Source organism: Chitinophaga sp. CCNWYY40 (genome assembly GCF_037483205.1).
Lineage (GTDB): Bacteria > Bacteroidota > Bacteroidia > Chitinophagales > Chitinophagaceae > Chitinophaga > Chitinophaga ginsengisegetis.
On record NZ_JBBHLF010000003.1, the window covers coordinates 150,944 to 169,080 of the forward strand.

At 46.9% G+C, this 18,137-nt stretch carries 12 protein-coding genes and 2 tRNA genes; 5 read left to right on the forward strand and 9 right to left on the reverse strand.

Going from position 1 to position 18,137, the window contains the following annotated elements:
- Nucleotides 1–10: 10 nt before the first annotated feature.
- The gene (gene mazG / locus V7S65_RS11275) at nt 11–781 is read right to left on the reverse strand and encodes a nucleoside triphosphate pyrophosphohydrolase (RefSeq protein WP_079473286.1); all 771 of its coding nucleotides are present in this window, start codon (nt 779–781) and stop codon (nt 11–13) included.
- Nucleotides 782–1,033: 252 nt separating this feature from the next.
- Here mazG and V7S65_RS11280 point away from each other — a divergent pair, with 252 nt between their 5' ends.
- The gene (locus V7S65_RS11280) at nt 1,034–3,319 is read left to right on the forward strand and encodes a Tex family protein (RefSeq protein WP_336387084.1); all 2,286 of its coding nucleotides are present in this window, start codon (nt 1,034–1,036) and stop codon (nt 3,317–3,319) included.
- 45 nt (nt 3,320–3,364) lie between these two features.
- Here the strand turns inward: V7S65_RS11280 and V7S65_RS11285 are convergent, their stop codons facing one another.
- From V7S65_RS11285 to V7S65_RS11295, 3 genes are all read right to left on the reverse strand, one after another.
- Complete coding sequence (locus V7S65_RS11285; protein ID WP_111578996.1) at nt 3,365–3,889, reverse strand: hypothetical protein; 525 nt, start codon at nt 3,887–3,889, stop codon at nt 3,365–3,367.
- A gap of 148 nt (nt 3,890–4,037) precedes the next feature.
- Complete coding sequence (locus V7S65_RS11290) at nt 4,038–4,817, reverse strand: enoyl-CoA hydratase-related protein (protein WP_336387083.1); 780 nt, start codon at nt 4,815–4,817, stop codon at nt 4,038–4,040.
- A 9-nt stretch (nt 4,818–4,826) separates the two neighbouring features.
- Nucleotides 4,827–5,798, reverse strand: a complete 972-nt coding sequence (locus V7S65_RS11295; protein WP_336387082.1) for a DUF3667 domain-containing protein — start codon at nt 5,796–5,798, stop codon at nt 4,827–4,829.
- 142 nt (nt 5,799–5,940) lie between these two features.
- Here V7S65_RS11295 and V7S65_RS11300 point away from each other — a divergent pair, with 142 nt between their 5' ends.
- From V7S65_RS11300 to V7S65_RS11310, 3 genes are all read left to right on the forward strand, one after another.
- Complete coding sequence (locus V7S65_RS11300; RefSeq protein ID WP_336387081.1) at nt 5,941–6,774, forward strand: RHS repeat domain-containing protein; 834 nt, start codon at nt 5,941–5,943, stop codon at nt 6,772–6,774.
- 117 nt (nt 6,775–6,891) lie between these two features.
- A tRNA-Gly gene (locus V7S65_RS11305) sits at nt 6,892–6,964 on the forward strand.
- Between the two features lie 17 nt (nt 6,965–6,981).
- Nucleotides 6,982–7,067 (forward strand) — tRNA-Leu (locus V7S65_RS11310).
- A 284-nt stretch (nt 7,068–7,351) separates the two neighbouring features.
- Here V7S65_RS11310 and V7S65_RS11315 read toward each other — a convergent pair.
- The 4 genes from V7S65_RS11315 to V7S65_RS11330 form a co-directional block, all read right to left on the reverse strand.
- Nucleotides 7,352–8,689, reverse strand: coding sequence for a glycoside hydrolase family 71/99-like protein (locus tag V7S65_RS11315; RefSeq protein WP_336387080.1), 1,338 nt, complete (start codon nt 8,687–8,689; stop codon nt 7,352–7,354).
- A gap of 71 nt (nt 8,690–8,760) precedes the next feature.
- The gene (locus tag V7S65_RS11320) at nt 8,761–9,450 is read right to left on the reverse strand and encodes a DUF3823 domain-containing protein (RefSeq protein ID WP_079473505.1); all 690 of its coding nucleotides are present in this window, start codon (nt 9,448–9,450) and stop codon (nt 8,761–8,763) included.
- Between the two features lie 23 nt (nt 9,451–9,473).
- Nucleotides 9,474–11,357 (reverse strand): RagB/SusD family nutrient uptake outer membrane protein, encoded by a 1,884-nt coding sequence (locus V7S65_RS11325; protein WP_336387079.1) that lies wholly within the window; start codon nt 11,355–11,357, stop codon nt 9,474–9,476.
- 11 nt (nt 11,358–11,368) lie between these two features.
- Nucleotides 11,369–14,509 (reverse strand): SusC/RagA family TonB-linked outer membrane protein, encoded by a 3,141-nt coding sequence (locus V7S65_RS11330; protein ID WP_336387078.1) that lies wholly within the window; start codon nt 14,507–14,509, stop codon nt 11,369–11,371.
- Between the two features lie 806 nt (nt 14,510–15,315).
- On the opposite strand from V7S65_RS11330, the gene V7S65_RS11335 reads away from it, so the two are divergent.
- The gene (locus V7S65_RS11335) at nt 15,316–17,802 is read left to right on the forward strand and encodes a hypothetical protein (protein ID WP_336387077.1); all 2,487 of its coding nucleotides are present in this window, start codon (nt 15,316–15,318) and stop codon (nt 17,800–17,802) included.
- A 55-nt stretch (nt 17,803–17,857) separates the two neighbouring features.
- Here V7S65_RS11335 and V7S65_RS11340 read toward each other — a convergent pair whose 3' ends face one another.
- On the reverse strand, nt 17,858–17,995 hold the full coding sequence (locus V7S65_RS11340; RefSeq protein ID WP_336387076.1) for a hypothetical protein: 138 nt from the start codon (nt 17,993–17,995) through the stop codon (nt 17,858–17,860).
- Between the last annotated feature and the right edge of the window lie 142 nt (nt 17,996–18,137).

The following is an 18,137-nucleotide window of genomic DNA, read 5'->3' on the forward strand; positions in this document are numbered from 1 at the left end:
AAAGAACGATTTACAATTGCTCTGTGGCTTTCACCTTATTCCAGAGTGTATCCATTTCCGTTAAGCTCATATCGTTGAGGGTGCGGCCCTGTTCCAGTGCCAGTACTTCCATTGCCTGGAACCGGCGCTGGAATTTTTTATTGGTACGTTCGAGGGCATTTTCCGCATCGATGTTAAGGAACCTGGAATAGTTCACCAAAGAGAACATCACGTCGCCGAATTCATCTTCCATATCATTTATATTCCCGCTGTTCACTGCTTCTTCCAGTTCATTCACTTCTTCCTTTACTTTCTCCCACACCTGTTCTGTATTATCCCATTCGAAGCCGGTTTGTTTGGCTTTTTCCTGGAGGCGCATCGCTTTTACGAGGGCGGGCAGCGACAGGGGCACGCCACTGAGTACGGATTTCTTTCCTTCTTTCAGTTTAAGTTTTTCCCAGTTTTGTTTTACCTCCTCTTCTGTATCGGCTTTTACATCGCCGTAAATATGCGGGTGGCGGTGGATGAGTTTATCGCATACGCCGTTTATAACGTCGTTTATATCAAATTTCTGCTGTTCCGAGCCTATTTTGGCGTAGAACACGATGTGCAGGAGGATGTCCCCCAGCTCTTCTTTGATGGACTTCCAGTCTTCATCGGTGATGGCATCCGCCAGCTCATAGGTTTCCTCAATGGTGAGCTGACGAAGCGTTTGAATGGTTTGCTTGCGGTCCCAGGGGCACTTTTCCCTTAAATCGTCCATGATCTGCAGGAGGCGATCAAATGTAGCTGTCTTTTCCATATTTTGTAAAAATAGGGATCATTTGGGGATTTTGATATTCATAGATGATTCCGGGTAAGAACGGGTCCGGAGAACCAAATGCGGACGTGTAAAAATGGGGAATACTTTTTCTTGGTAAAAAGGCCATTTTAGTTACATTTGCGAGCTATTAAATGGTAGCGATTTCATGGTTTGGAGATGGTAATTTTTGTAATTATTGTGGTTACAAAACCTGGCATCTGGCAATCAAAAAATCCCAAAATGTATTGATTTATGAATCCGAAACACATTGCGCTTATTTCATCGGAGTTGGGTATTTCCGGTAAACAGGCAGAAAACACCATGACCCTGTTATCTGAAGGCTCTACGGTTCCATTCATCAGTCGTTACCGTAAAGAGGTAACGGGAAGTCTGGATGAGGTGCAGATAGGCCGTATTGAAGACCTGCAGAAGCGTTACAAGGAGGTGGATGACCGTCGTGATTTTATTATCAAAACGATCACTGAGCAGGAAAAAATGACGCCTGAGTTATTATCCAAAATAGAGAACACGTGGGTACTGGCGGAGCTGGAAGATATTTACCTGCCTTATAAGCCTAAGCGTAAAACCCGTGCTACCGTGGCCATTGAGAAAGGGCTGGAACCATTGGCTACCCTGTTGTTTGAGCAGCAGGACGGTGATATTTCAGCGGCGGAAACATTTATCAATGAGCAGGTGGCAACGTCTGAAGAGGCGTTGAAAGGTGCGCGTGATATTATTGCGGAGTGGATCAATGAAAATGCGGAGTGCCGTGATAAGCTGCGTAAGTTATTTGCCAATACCGGCAAGCTCACGTCTAAAGTGGTAGAAGGAAAAGAAGCCGAAGGCGATAAATATAAAGACTATTTCGAGTTTTCAGAGGATCTGCGGGAGATGCCATCCCACCGGGTGCTGGCGATATTACGGGCAGAGCACGAGGGTATCCTGTTCAGCTCTATTGCGCCGGTAGAGGAAGATGCCAATGCGCTGATCAACAAACAATTTGTGACCGGTAAAGGCAAGGCGGCAGAACAGGTAACCAAAGCTGCCGCAGATGCATACAAGCGTTTGCTGCGTCCTTCCCTGGAGAATGAATTCCGGGCGTCGGCAAAAGAAAAAGCGGATCAGGAAGCGATCGAAGTATTTGCGGAAAACCTGCGCCAGCTGCTGCTGGCAGCGCCGCTGGGGCCTAAGGGCGTTATTGCCATTGACCCGGGTTACAGAACAGGTTGTAAAGTGGTAGCGCTGGATAACCAGGGCAATATGCTGGACAACGATGTTATTTTCCCACTGGAAAAAAATTACAAGAGAGATGATGCAGAAGCCCTGCTGAAGAAGTGGGCGGCAAAATATGATACCGAAGCCATTGCCGTGGGTAATGGTACCGCGGGTCGGGAAACAGAGGAGTTTGTAAAGAAGATTGATTTTGGCAAAAAGATCAATGTGTTTATGGTGAACGAAAGCGGCGCGTCTGTATATTCTGCTTCAGAAGTGGCCCGTGAAGAGTTTCCGGATCATGATGTAACGGTGCGTGGCGCTATTTCTATTGGCCGCAGGCTGATAGATCCGCTGGCGGAGCTGGTGAAGATAGATCCGAAAGCTATTGGTGTGGGACAGTACCAGCATGATGTGAGCCAGTCGTCGTTAAAACAGAGCCTGGACCGTGTGGTGGTAAGCTGTGTGAACAATGTGGGTGTGAACCTGAACACTGCTTCCAAGCACCTGCTGGCGTACATTTCCGGTTTGGGCCCTTCCCTTGCGGAGAACATTGTAAAGTACCGTAAAGAAAACGGCGCATTCAGCAACCGTATGCAGCTGAAGAAAGTGCATCGTTTGGGCGATAAAGCATTTGAGCAATGCGCGGGCTTTTTACGTATTGAAAACGGGGATAATCCACTGGATAATTCCGCAGTGCATCCGGAGCGTTATGACCTGATCAGGGAAATGGCCGCCAAACAACACAGCACTGTACAGGACCTGATGGGTAAGGAAGAACTGCGTAAGCAAATTAATCCGAAGGATTATGTGAGTGCCGAAGTAGGTTTGCTTACTTTGGAAGATATATTGAAGGAGCTGGCCAAGCCTAGCCGTGATCCGCGCGACGAGATTTCTATTTTTGAATATGCTGAAGGCATTCATAAAATGGAGGATGTAAAGCCGGGGATGGTATTGCCGGGTGTGGTAACCAACATCACTGCATTTGGTGCATTTGTGGATATTGGTGTAAAGCAGGATGGACTGGTGCACATTTCCCATCTCTCTAATAAATTTATCAGCAATCCTAATGAAGCCGTAAAGCTGAATCAGAAGGTGCAGGTAACTGTGTTGGAAATTGATGTGGCGCGTAAGCGTATTTCATTATCGATGAAAGACAATGAGAAAGGCGGTGGCGGCGGTTCCCAGCAACAGGGAGCCAGAAGGGAGCCTCGTGGCGATCAGCAGCATCAGCAGAAGAAGGTGAATAAGCCGGCGGCTAAAGAGGCGCCGCTGAACGACTTCCAGGCAAAGCTGGCCGCGTTGAAGAATAAGTTTGATAATTAAAAGAGATAAGAAAAAGGAAGATCACACCGGTCTTCCTTTTTTCTTTCAGCGTTCAAATTTCTGCATCCATTGCAGGAATTTTTCCGGGTAGTCGGTATCTCCTTTTTCGCTGAAGAGCATAAGACTTCTGTTCACTGTGAAGCCGATGTAAATGATATCCCGGTCCATATCTATGGCAATAACGGCTTCATCGTAGCCTGATTTTCCGGGCATATATCCTTCATTAAAAAGTATTTTGTTTTCCACTTCTATGGGTGGTGTCACTTTTAATCTTTCAAAAAAAGATTTACGGGCTTTACCTATCAGTACATTAAGCCTGCTTTTCAGCGGTTCGGTTTCAAAAAGACTGCTTTCCGCGGCGTATTTACCGTTGAATTGCAGGAAACTGTTCCAGGAAGCTACCATGTCTGTTTGAATAGTATCGCCACCAGCGATCATGGTATCGGTAGGTGGCAGGTTAGTCTGGTCGGCCAGTACAACCGCCCTTACTTTCTGGGCGGGGCTATTACATGCAAACGCGCAGATAGTGAGCGACAAAAGTGATGCAACAGGAATCCTTCTCGCACTCATGGTTAAATTTTTTTTATTTGATACTAAGGGGGCTACAACAACTATCGGGCACCACTTTCCCGGCAGTTAACAACATAATTTTTTTATCAGTGGAAGGTTAACAAGTCAAATAATAAAATAGTTTAATGGTTTTCAATAAAGTTCCGGGCTATTTTCCTTTGAATACAGGAGGTCTTTTTTCAATAAACGCCTGCATGCCTTCCTTCTGATCTTCAGATGCAAAGAGAAGATAAAAATTTTTACGTTCAAAATGTAATCCTTCTTCCAGGCTGGTATCAAAAGCTTTCAAAACGGCTTCTTTAGCCATTTTAAGTGCTACAGGGCTCATGGCAGCCATTGCTGCGGCCAGTTTTATGGCTTCCTGCAGGAAGAGTTCCACGGGCACAATACGGTTAATTAATCCGGCCCGGAGTGCTTCTTCTGCAGTGATAAAGCGGCCGGTAAGCACCATTTCCATAGCGAGGGCTTTCCCCACTGCGCGGGTAAGGCGCTGGGTACCGCCGGCGCCGGGCATTACGCCCAGTTTTATTTCCGGTTGTCCGAAGCGGGCGGTTTCGCTGGCCACGATCATATCGCAGAGCATCATGAGTTCGCAGCCGCCGCCGAGGGCGAAGCCGCTAACCGCCGCTATAATAGGTTTCTTTATTTTTTTGATGGTGTCCCAGGTGCTGAACTGATCGATATTATACATATCTATGGCAGATTTCCCTGCCATTTGTTTTATATCGGCGCCGGCGGCGAAAGCTTTTTCGTTGCCGCTGAGGACAATTACCCGCACCTCGTCGTCCGCATCAAGGATTTTCAGGGCGTCTCTCAGTTCGCCCATGAGTTGCAGGTTTAATGCGTTCAGTTCTTTTGGGCGGTTCAATTGGATGTGGGCAACATAGGGCGCCACTTGCTGGTGTATGATAATAAATTCCGGTTGCATCTTTTAAAGTTAAAGAAATATCATAAACATCAGTAAAATGTAGACCAGGAATACAATAGCGGTTGACATGATATAAGCCACGCTCAGCACAATGCCTTTTAACAGGGATTTCCGAAAGCTTTGCTGGTAGTTATTCCAGAGCGCCAGCACCAGGTAAATGAAGATGATCCACCAGCCTATGGTCATGAAGATATCGTTATGGAAAATAAATTCCAGGAGAAGACCGGCCAGCCCGGTAATAAAGGCAAAAGAATGCAGGTGGATGGCAAAGATGGCGTGATCGGCATACAGCCACTTTTTCTTTTTGCGGTACATCCATTTCATGAACAGGCCAAAAAGCGGCAGCAGGATAAACATCAGTTTGGGCACATTATGATTGAACATTTCTATAATGGCCTTTTTTGAGTCTTCTCCGTATTTCTGCCGGACGCCGATGATCCGCCGGTACACCATCTTCTCTGCGCCATGAAGGCGTGCTGAGTCTGGCAATTGCCGTTGTACCGCATCAAATTCTTCCACGGTCTGATAGTGGTTAATACTCCTCTTTTTGCCGGTGGAAGAGCTATCCTGAGAAAGGGCCAGGTCCAGCGCTTCAACGCCTGTTTTCACGGAATCGCTGATCCGGGACCTTTCCGTCACGAATTCACCGGAGTCATCTTCGCTGCCGTGTTGCAGGGTAAACAGGCCGAAAAAGAAGACGAAGGATATAAAGACGTATAATTTTATTGGATTAACGTAACGTACTCTTTTGCCGGCCATATACTCCCGGGAAAGGAATCCTGGTCTGAAAAGGAGGTATTTCAGGGTGGTCAGGAACTGGGAATCGTAGTGAAAGATATCTGCCACGAAGTGTTTAACCAGGTGGGTGAATGTTTCATGTGGTACGGTATTTTCCTGTCCGCAGTGTGTACAGTACCTTTCAGGCACTTCTGTACCGCAGTTAAGACAGTTTTTCTCCTTACGTAAGGGTTGTGATTTCAAGAGATTTAGATATTTTTGGTTGTAACAGCCGGCAAGATAAAAAAGAAATGACGAATTATACCCGGATAAAGTCCGGTTAAAAAATTTTAATATGATTTTTGCGTTTTACCTTTGAACATTCAAAATCAGCGATTTTACGGGCATGAAGAAAACGATCCTACTGGCACTGAGTATACTGGCATTTGCAGCCAGGGGTTTTAGTCAATATTACTTCCAGGACATTTACAATACCCAGCAAACGGTGGCGACGATGGCGCTGCTAAAGGAAAACAAGGTAAAAACGCAGCAGGTGCTGACGCTGGATGCCGACATGCAACCGGACCGGGACTTTCGTTGTGAGCGCAACCTGAACCCCACCTACCGGCAAATGAAGGCGCAAACACAGTCCAGCTCCACCGGTTATTCTGCCATGACCTCCACTTTTTCCGCCAAGGGGCAGCTGATCAGAACGGTAGACAGTTCCGGTGCAAGTATAACTACCACGCAATACCGCTACGACGAAGGCGGGCGGTTGCAATATATCAGCAGCACCTCCATTGCGCGCGACAGCAAGCTTCGTTTTGATGAAAGCCGGACGTACCGTTATGATACGGCGGGACGGTTGCAGCAGCTGGTACAGCGTAAAGGCGGCGATTCCACCGTGGTAGCTTTTAAAACCGACAGTGCGGGGAATGTGATTGAGGAGCAGGATACGCGTCGTGGCACGCGGATTTATTATAACTACGACAAGGCGGGACGGTTAACAGATGTGTACCGTTATCAGCCTGCGAAGAAGCGTATGTTGCCGGACTATATCTTTGAGTATAATGCACAGGGAAAGCTGGTGAAGATGACTACCGTTAACGCACAAACGTCGTCGTATACGATCTGGCAATACGAATATCAGCCGAATGGATTACCTTTGAGTGAAACGTGCTATGGTAAAGGAAAGGAGTTGTTAGGGATGGTGAAATACGGCTATGAGCTGAATCCTTAGATGCAGTTAAAAAAAAAGGAATTCGTAAAATATTTTAATTCAGTGTTAAAAAAATTTTGCAGCTTCAAAAAGATTCCTATCTTTGCAATCCCAACAAAAAAAGTTCTTATAATAAATGCGAAAGTAGCTCATTTGGTAGAGCACGACCTTGCCAAGGTCGGGGTGGCCGGTTCGAGCCCGGTCTTTCGCTCTGATTATTCCCTACAAACCCTGGTGGTGGAATTGGTAGACACGCGGGACTTAAAATCCCGTTCGCAGCAATGCGAGTGTGGGTTCAACTCCCATCTGGGGTACAACTTAGGAGTGACGCTCCGAAAAGAAAGGTCTCATCGATATCGATGAGACCTTTTTATTTTAAAATCAATGAATTATACCTGACGACTCCTTCGATAGAAGCGGTTCGATATAGCCCCTCTTTAAACACCAGATTATGTTTGAACGCCCTCTTGATTAAAGATGGTATACGGCACGTCTGATGGTGCTACAAATAAACCGGCTCCGTGTATAGATGCCCGGTCTATGGCCTTTTGCAGATTTATTTACTTCTCCCGAAATATCAACCATTTAAGGATAAAGATTATCTCACCGGCTTGGTGGCGCTGTATCCGCCTTCTCCGTGGAACCAGCGGCCAGCCTGCCCGGTGAGCCATAAATAATAGTCAGAAGAAAGGTCATCTTCTATGCCCACAAACCGTTTGTCTGCATGCAAAGGCAATTCACTTTCCCTGGCACATTTATAGATGGCCGTGCCCTCATCGATCTCATCAAACATTGCTACATATAAAGATGGTGCCCCCGACAAACGGGCACCGGCGATCTGCTTCCATAGGAAATCGCCCTTGAGACGCGGAATGGAATTATAAGAGGCTGGATCGTTTTTTAAGTTTCCCCAACTGAAACCAGGGAACACCAAGGGCACATAATCTACTTTGTTAGTATTGCACCATTGGATGTCTGCCGCCAGTTCCACACCCGCTACATTGGAGTAGTTGTTGTTATCATAACGCCCCACTGCCCACGGCATAATGATATCGGAACGTTTAATGAGAGCATGCAGCAGCGCAGAATTTTCGGTATCATTTTTCAGTGAGCGCCAATAATAAGGCACGCCCAGCATCACAGATACTTTGTTGCCTTTACCTTTTAGCTTTGTTACCAGCTGATCTACATTGGCAATGGTGTATTTCCTGTTATCATTAAATCCAACACCCCATATAGACAACAACGGTTTTCCGTTATGCCGCACATAGGTAGGATGCTTTTTATTATCAAACAGGGAGAATAAAGTCTGTAGTTCATTCCAGTCTTCTTCAAGGTAAGCCACATCTTCGCTGGTACAGCCGCTGAGGTCATACATGATACAAATGGCGCGCTGGTATTTTTCGGCTGCTTTCAGCGCATTCTCCAGCACTTTGTTGAAATGTCTTTTCCCTTTTACATTCGACGATTTTATTTCCCCTACAAAGCGTTGCATAAAAACGCCATCGATGCCGTAATCTTTCATCCATTTGAAATGGAGGTCTACGCTTTCTTCATCATAAGGACTATACAAATAAGCATCTGTACCACCGGGAAACTGAAAAGGAGATTTATACTTTTTGACGTATTCGCTCATGTCCGGCCAGAAATCTACCGCGGAGCAGCCGGGTAAGAATCCACCACAACTACCGTTCTGATAGTGATACCAGCCTCTTTCGGAAGCATCGCCTTGCGCAGCAAACCAGCCCTGGTAGCCTGCCATCACGAGGTTTTTATAGCTCTTGTATAAACAACCTGTTTCGTCGTACACCACTTCTTCGCTTCCCGGAGGATTCTCCGGTGGCGCCGTATTATCGTTGCTTGTTTTGGAGTTCTTTGAACAGGCGGTTACCGCGCAAATCATCCATATGCAAAAAAGCCAACTCATTTTTTTCATAACATTATTTTTTAGGGAGATGGAAAGAAGTCCCGCCTCGCAGCGGGACACGCTTTATTATTGGGGATGAATCAGATATCCAGTCTTACCGCCGGCCGGTAGTTAGGCTTGGCCTCACCGGCATCGATGAGGGCGCCTACACGGAAGTAGTATTTGTTACCGGGTTTCAGGATAGAACTATTCGCTGCCAGATCAATCTCCAGGGTATACACCTGCGAAGGGTCACTCACAGCGTTGAGTTGTATTTCGGATGCTACCAGCCGCATCGGCTCTCCCACTCTCGCGTCTGAGTGGGCATACAGCCCGATCTTTTTCACGTTGTTGGTAACATTCTGTTCCAGCTTAAACGTGGCGACCACCTTCGTACCCGTTTTCAGAATACTCACATCGTTTACGCGGATATAGGGTGTCACAGAAAAGTCGAGCGTGGTTTGTCCGCTGATGTTCACCACCTGAGAATCAACCGGAAGAAAATTACCACGTACGGGCGTTACCGTGTACGTGTTGGCAAACAGCATACTGTTGGCGTAAGTACCGTCTGTTTTAACGATCAGCGCCTGCGGAGTGCGGGAAGCATATCCATGTTCTATAATTTCAATAGTAGTTCCAAGGATGATGTCCTGCTCAATCAGCTCCTGGGTTTTCACATCCACGAAGCGGCCGGAGAGTCCTGCCGTAGGTCCGTCATAGTTATCTTTTTCACAGGAAGCCAATCCTGCTGCCAGTGCAACGATGAAGAAAATATATCTTAGCTTTTTCATAATATCTTTTTTAGAATCACACATTAATACTGCGGGTTTTGTACCAGGCCGTTGGATCCGATGCCCGGAATAGGCCGGTAGTAAGACTTAGGCTGGAACGTTTGGGTATTTGAATTAGGCACATTCACCCTTACGAAGATGTACTTGGTAGCGGGCAAAGCGCGGAGGTCCTGTAATGGCAGCAGGGAGTGCTTCAGGCGGTTATTGAATTCAGTATGATATTCTCTTCTGCGGATCAGGTCCCAGAAACGCTTGTTTTCAAAGGCCAGCTCCACTCTGCGTTCCCGTTGTACGTTATCTGATGTTAATGGAATATCGGTGGTATGCGCCGCTCTTTTACGGATATCATTCAGTGCTTTGGCAGCGAGGACGGCATCACCGGTGCCGCTTTCCACTACTGCTTCTGCGTAGTTGAGCAATATTTCCGCTAACCGGAAATCTATAAAATCGGTGGTACTTTGGTTCCATCCCGGAACGATCGGCGCCGTCTGATTCATGAATTTCTTGAAAGAGAAACCGGTACGTGTGTTGTTACCGCCGTAGGTGTCAAAGCCGGAGTACATGCTGGTACTGGCTGCACCATAGGTATAATAGGTAGTACCGTTGATCACCATATGTTCATTGGTTCGGATCACTGCGTTGCCATCGGGTTTTACGTAACCTGCCTGGATGATGATAGGAATACTTTTCCAGAGCGTAGACGGTAAGATCGCGGTTCCCCACAAACGTGCATCTTTCTTTTTGAAGATGTCGTTGGGAGAATCAAACTGAATATAAGTGCGGCCGGCATTAAAACCGTTATAGTCTGTTATATTTCCATCGGTGGAAGTAACTATCGGCGCAGAATGACCGGGATTATCATAACTCTCATAGGTATCCACCAGGTCGAGGGTCGGATTCATTCTACCAGGGTGGGGCCAGCCATTGGCCACCTGTGCTGGCTGATACCAGATATCATAGTTGTGGCCCAGGAATGCGCCGGGTAGGGTATATCCTTTTGCAAAGATCACTTCTTTATTACCGGGGTCCTGGAACAGCAGGCGGTAGTTTTCTGCCGCAGCTTCCGCGTTAGCAGGATTGGGCATAAACAGTTCAAATTTACCGGCATTCATCAGCGCCAGAGAAGCGGTTTTGCAAGCTTCATAGTAGCCGTTGGCCAGCGATGCATCGAGTCCTATCAGTTTGTCGTTTACCGCTTGTCCGGACATCGGCGCACGGTTGCCGAATTTCGCCAGTGATGCAGCGTGTAAAGCGGCTCTTGACTTCAGCGCATAGGCTGTCCATTTGGAAGCCCTTCTGCTAACCCCATCTCCCAGGTTATTGATAGCCTGATCACACAGTTCCAATACATAATCCCAGGTTTGCTGTTCGGTGCTTCTGGCTACTCTCAGGCTGGCGGCATCGCCGGTGTATTGCTGGGATGCTTTGATAAGGGATACGCCCCCGTATCTTTTGGCGAGTGCAAAATAGGCATAGGCTTTAATAAAGGCGCTTTCGCCCGTTAATGCAGCCTTTTCATCCTCCCGGATTTTCAACGTAGGAATGGCGTCTATCAACAGGTTTACGTCGCGGATCAGTTTATAGGAGCCTTCCCAGCAATTAAAATCGCCATCTCCCACAAAATCACCAAACTCTGAATGTACCGCTTCATCTGTTGCCATGGCAGGCGCAAACCCACCGTTGTTGGGATCTCCGCTGTTCCAGTTAAACCCGTTCCGGAAATAGGTAAAATCCTCTACCGGTAGTTGGTAATAGAGATTTGCCATGTATAATTTCACGCCTTCCGGATCGCCAAACAGGGCTTCCGCCTGGATTTTGTCGGTAGGTTTCAGATCCAGGACTTTGTTACAGCCGGAAAAGAGGATGCCTGTCAACAGTATAATAAAGGAAAATTTATTGGTAGTCATATTGCGAGCTTTTAGAAGTTGACGTTGATCCCGAAATTGTAATTCTTCGTGAGGGGATAGTTGAAACCGGCGTTGAAGAGGCCTTCCAGTCTTTCCGGATCAAACGCTTTTACAAATGGATCTGCGATTGTGAAGAGATTAAAGCCGTTGGCAAAAACGCGGATCTTTTGAATACCGCTGCCACGCAGCAACTGCGGACCAAAAGTATAACCCAGTTCCAGGCTTTTTAATCTCACATAGGAAGCGTCTTTTCTCCATACGGAGCTTTCTGCATACATCTTACCTACGTCGCCATTGAAGCGGGAAGCCGGCCATTTGCCAGGGATCCATTCGCTCTTGGGATCGTAGGGGTCTGCTTTATGCCATCTGTCGAAGAAGTAGGCGGGCGTGTTACCCCGGAAGGCCAGGATTTCTGCATATACCTCACTAAAGCGTACGGTGTACATCGCAGAACCCTGGAACAGCAGGTTCAGGTCGAAGCCTTTGTAGGCAGCGCCAATAGAAAGACCGTAGTTAATTTTTGGATTCTTGCCGCTTGGGTTCTGGTTATCGTTGTCACCTACGGCGCCGGTAAACATCGGTGTCATATCCTTATCATCCACTACCCCATCGTTGTTGAGATCGGCGTATTTAAAATCGCCGGGCAGCTCGCGGATGTTGGCCTGACCACCATTCTGCAGGGGCCAGTTGGCAATTTCGTCGGTATTCTGGAATTGTCCCTGGTAGGTATATCCCCAGATCACATCGTTGTAGCGATAGTCTCTGCCATTTCTCCATTTATCATAGCTGTTCTGGTATTCGCCTCTTTCCACATACAGGTTTTGTGCGCGGTAGAAGTTGAAGTTGGCAGAGATATTATAGGAGAATTCCCCTATACGGTTGTTGTGCGTAATGGTAAATTCCACGCCCTGTACCCGGTCGCTGTTCAGGTTTTCTTCCGGTAGGCCGGCGCCGAAGGTATTTGGTAAAGAAACATTTCTTCTGGCAGGTAATCCGGTCCTGGTTTTACGGTATACATCCGCTTCGAGGCCCAGTTTGTTATTCCAAAGACCGATGTCTATCCCCAGATCTGTAGTGGTATTCACTGCCCAGGTGAGGTTGGGGTTGGTGATACCGGGAGCCGCTGCGCCGTTTGTCAGACTACCATTTACAAATTCATACCGTCCGCCGCCGGTGGTGGAAAAACCTGGAATCCATTGGAAAGGACCGCCGATATCTTCTCCCATTTTACCGTGGGAAGCACGCAGTTTCAGGTTAGACAACGCGGGGATTTTGCTTTTCAGGAAGGGCTCTTCTGATATTCTCCAGCCGCCGGAGATCACCGGGAAAAAGCCCCATCTGCTGTTAGCAGGATAGGCATAGTTACCCATATAACGGAAGGCAAATTCCACCAGGTATTTGGAATTATAGTCGTAATTAAAACGGCCCAGCAGGGATTGGTAGGCCGACTGTCCTTCGTTACCGCCATTGGTCATACCGGCTTCGCTGGCGCCGCCGATCTGATCGGTGGTGTAGAAAGTATATAATCTTCTCAGGTCTCCATTGCGGTTCCAGGATTGCTGTTGTTCAAATACCAGGGAGCTTCCGATATTATGCTTACGGGCAATACTGGTGTTGTAATTCAACTGTGTTTGCAGGGTCAGGCGGTTACCATTGCCAAAGCCATTGCTGATAGCGCCAGTACCGACACGCTGCGGTGACACGATGTATTCCTCATTCACATAAGTATAGAGATTATAAGGCCTGGACACATCTTTTCCCTGGTAGCTGTTCATATCGTAGGCTGCCAGTCCTTTTATGGACAGTCCCTTTACAAAAGGAACGGTGTACGTCAGTGCCAGGGAAGATTGTATGCTCCTGTTTACCGCTTCGCTATAGCCGGTAGCATTTCTTTGCGACAGCAGCAGCGGGTTCTGATTAGAAGGTGTTACCACAGCAGGGTATTCCGGGTTGCCGTTGGCATAAGGCTGCTCAGTAGGCAGGGTTACACGGGTACCTTTAAAGATGTTGAAGAAATTCTCTCCGGGGGCTGTTTTCTTGTCATAGCGGCCACCGATGAGTACTTCTGCTTTCAGGTTTTTCGTAAGCTCCGTGGTGATATTGGAGCGCAGGTTGAAGCGTTGATAGTTCAGGTCGTTGCTACGCAATAACCCACCTTCACCGAAATAACCGAGGCTCACGAAGTATTGGGTTTTGTCGGTGCCGCCAGTGGCCGACAGATTATGCTGGTGCTGGGTAGCGGCTTTCTTCATGGTTACGTCGTACCAGTCGGTGCTGCCGTAGCCGGGAGCGCCATCGATGTATTTCTGCAATTCTTCTTGAGAGAGGAAAGGGGCGCCGGTGCCGAGTACGGCCGCATCGTTGCGCATCTGCATCCATTCGGATGCGTTGGCCATGCGGGGAACATCTGTTGGTTTCATCATACCAACGGTACCTGAATAGTTGAAAGCCGTTTTTCCTTTCGCGCCTTTCTTTGTGGTGACGATCACCACCCCATTACCTGCATTAAATCCGTAGATAGCGGCAGAAGCATCCTTCAGGAAGGAAATGCTTTCTACGTCGTCGGGATTGAGTCGCTGGAATTCGGCAGACCCATCTCTCACAATACCATCTATCACGTACAGGGGTGTTCCGAAGCCGCGTATATTAATCATATTATCGAAGTTGCCCGGTTCACCGCCCAACTGCCGTACCATGAGGCCGGCCACCTTACCCTGTATTTTCTGGGCGAGGCTCACGTTGGTGGAGGTTTGTATTTCACGGGCGGTGATGTTGGATACAGCGCCGGTGAGGGTTTCTTTTCGTTTGGTACCATACCCTACTACCACAACTTCCCCGAGCTGGTCTTCTCCGGCAGTCAGACTAACGTTGATGGTGGTACGGCCATTAATTTTCTCGATGGCGCCTTTCATCCCCATGAAAGAGAAGGCGAGTTCAGTGGCACGGGCATCTACTGTGATACGGTATACGCCATCGGCGTTGGTAGTAACGCCGGAACGGACAGGTGCATTATCAATCACCGTTACGCTCACTCCTGGTATGGGAGCGCCGCCGTTGGTATCGGTGACTTTACCGGTAATAGTCCTTTGCTGGGCAAGTACACCCAGTGGACAGATACATATTAAAAGGAATAGGTAATAGATTTTTTTCATAACGTTAGGATTGCATTGGAGAAATTTGTTTTTGCACAACAGTCAACCCATGGTTCTTTACCTGGGTGATCACCACCCGGTGTTACGGTGGAAAAAAATGGGCACAGTACATCATATTCATGCTCGATTTTGGTGACTAAGTATAATGGGTAATATCAACACATATTTTACGCGCCATCAGGGGTGCATATCAGCAAAACGTTTTAATAAGGAGGTTGTCTGATGGATGCATGACATCCGGGATATGCCTGTCCGAAGGAATAAAAGTTGCTTCATGATCGTGGAATCTTTTACTAAAATATGCTGCCGCAATAAATTAACGAGCTTCTAATAAACCGGCTAATGAACCGACTAATTGGGAAATTAATTTTTAAAAATCAATACAAACAGATGATTATCAATATATTAAATTCAATTAAACATGCGTGTAAAATGTCCGTTATGAGCAATATTTAAAAAAGTGGAATAATTAATTATTCTTTGGAATAATTTTATAATATTGCTCCGGGGATAATCAGATGTAGCATGTAGCGCTAAAAAGTACTCTACAAGAGAAGTAAATAGATGATTACCCTGATCAACCAAATTTTAAAAAACCTACTGGCATAAAACAGGGCAGACACAGTTCATGTGTTAATTATCTATTGTTACTGTTCACGTTGATAGAAATTCCGATATTAATTACGCCAGCGTATTAGCCGGGAAATTATTTTATACTCCTTATTAGAATGGATCGAATGATTAGATATATCTTGTGCGTATGCTTTTTTCTTGCTGGCCACGGGGGGTATTGCCAATCACATGGATTGCAGTTCCTGAGCCATGAGGTGGTACAGGAAAAACGAACTTCCCTCCATCTCACCCCCAACACACCTATTTGTTTACAGCCCAACACGGAAATATCTTTTGATCTTACCTTTCTTCCGCATCACGAAACCTATTTCGGGTATATTATGCGGTTGATCACCAGTACCCACCAGAGTATTGACCTGGTATATAACCAGCGGCTGGCCCGGCTCAATTTTGTTATCGGGGAGAATTATATCGGAGGATATGATATTGATTCGGCCAGGCTTTTTGGCAACTGGAGCCAGGTACGTATTACATTCGATACGCAGCTGCGGGAAGCGTCATTTTATATGAATGACCGTTTGATCAGCAAGGGGAAGGGCAACTTTACAAGTGGCACCTGTTGCAATATCTATTTTGGCGCCAACGACTTCGAAGGATTCCAGACACTGGATGTTCCTCCTATGAATATCAAGGATATCCGGATCCGGGAAAACGGACAACTGAAACATTATTTTCCTTTATCCGAAAGCAAGGGAAACGAAGCCATTGATGAAATAGGAAAGAAAGTGGCCCAGGTCAGGAACCCTTTATGGATCCAGCCCAAACACCGGAGATGGGAAAAAGCCGTCGACTTCGACACCAAAGGGGCTGCCAGTATAGCATTCGACAGCAAGCGCGAAGTACTGTATGTGGTATCAGTGGATTCCATTTACGAATTATCTTTCAGCAACATGTGGCTCAAAGGGGAAAAACTCTCCCGCAGCCGGCAACGGTTGCCTTCCGGTAATCAGTCTGTTTTTGATCCGGTTAATAATAAACTGTATAATTTTTATGTAGATGAAAAACGGGTCAGTACCTTCGATCCTGCTTCAAAAGAATGGGACGTTAACTTTACCACGGATTCACTTACCGTATTCTGGCAGGTGAATAAATGCTATTCTCCGTCCGACTCTTCCCTGTATATACTGGGTGGCTATGGGCAACTACAATATAAGAACCTCTTGCAACGCTATCACTTCCCTACCAAAACCTGGGAAATAGTCCCTTATGGTGGGGATAGGCCCATGCCACGCTATCTGAACGCACTGGGTATGAATGCTACCAGGGATACCATTTATATTATTGGAGGTTATGGCAGCAAATCGGGCGACCAGGGCATTAACCCGCAGTACAGCTACGACCTGATGGCGTACAGCATTAAATACCGCCGTTTTCACACAGTGCTGGAATACCCGAAACCGGCCAAACAATTCTGTTTTGCCAACAGCATGGTCACCATACCGGGTAGCAGCGATTTCTATGCACTCATTTATCCGACTGATAAATTCAACACCACCCTGCAACTGATCAAAGGTAACTTCTCTTCTTCCGAATATAAGTTGATGGGAGATGCCATTCCTTATTCATTTTACGATATCGCCTCTTTTGCAGATTTGTATTATTGTCCACTTAGCAAAAAACTGGTGGCAGTCACCCTATACAATTCCAAAGAAAATATTACCAACGTTAAAGTACATACGATTTTTTTTCCCCCAGATCCGGCAGACTCCCGGATGACCACCTCTATCGAAAAAAAAGAATACTGGTGGTACCTGCTGGCGGTGGCAGCAGTGGCAGGATTGGGTGGCTGGTACTACTACCGCAGAGGAAAATCTCCCATCAAAAATACAGCGCGGGTGGCAGTGCCACCGCCGGCTAACACCCATCCGTTTGCTGACAACGGAATACCCACGCCACCCACCACCACTCCCCCTGTGACAGAGAGCCGCGAAATTGCTGCGGTGTTTCTCTTTGGTCCGTTTGAAGTATTTGACGCACAGGGCCAGGATATCACACAACATTTCACGCCGCTGCTAAAGGAGTTATTCCTGCTGCTATTGATCTATTCATTGAAAGATGGCAAAGGCATTTCTCCCGAAAAAATGTATACAACCCTATGGCCGGATAAATTGCAGAAAGACGCCAAGAATAACTACTCCGTCAATATCTTAAAACTGAAAAACCTGCTGGAAAAAGTAGGCAATTACCAGTTGATAAAAGAAGCGGGGAAATGGCGGCTGGACATACTAAACGAATCTATCTACGTAGACTATCAGCAATATATCAGGCTGGTAGCCGCCCGTGTGCCGGCAGACCGTACCCGGATGCTGGAACTACTGCATATCGCCGGCAGGGGCGCTTTCCTGAAAACCAGTCAATACGAATGGCTGGATCATATTAAAGCCGATATATCCAACTATATTACAGATGCCATCCTCTCTTTTATGACCGCAACCGATATGAGCCACGATGCGGAATTGATAGTACGGCTCAGCAACTGTCTGTTCTTTTTTGACACCCTGAATGAAGAGGCATTGGTATACAAGAGCAAAGCATTGATCCTGCTGGGAAGACATGGCATGGCAAAAGAAGTGTATCAGCGGTTTACAAAGGAATACAAGGAAAGCTATGGACAGGATTTTGAAAGGTCATTCCAGGAGATTACGGGGCATGCACATTAAGATAAGCAGATGGTTGCTGGGCTTACCTTGTACACAACCACCTGCTGCCGACATCTTACTTAGAATCAAATACATGTTCTACCGTCACCTGCTGTTTTTCCAGCTGTAACAACACCTCACTCAACATGAGCACCGGCGTGGCAACAGCCACCCGCTTCATGGAAGGGAAGGAAGATACTGGTTGTACAAACACGGTTTGCGCAGTACCGGCAAACTGGTGATAGCGGGGCAGCTCAGAATGGTAATGATCCCGCTGTCGGAAAGACAGGCTTTCCGGTTTCTCAACCTATATAGTTAAATATATAAAAATATTAATCAAATTTCTCTCTCTTATC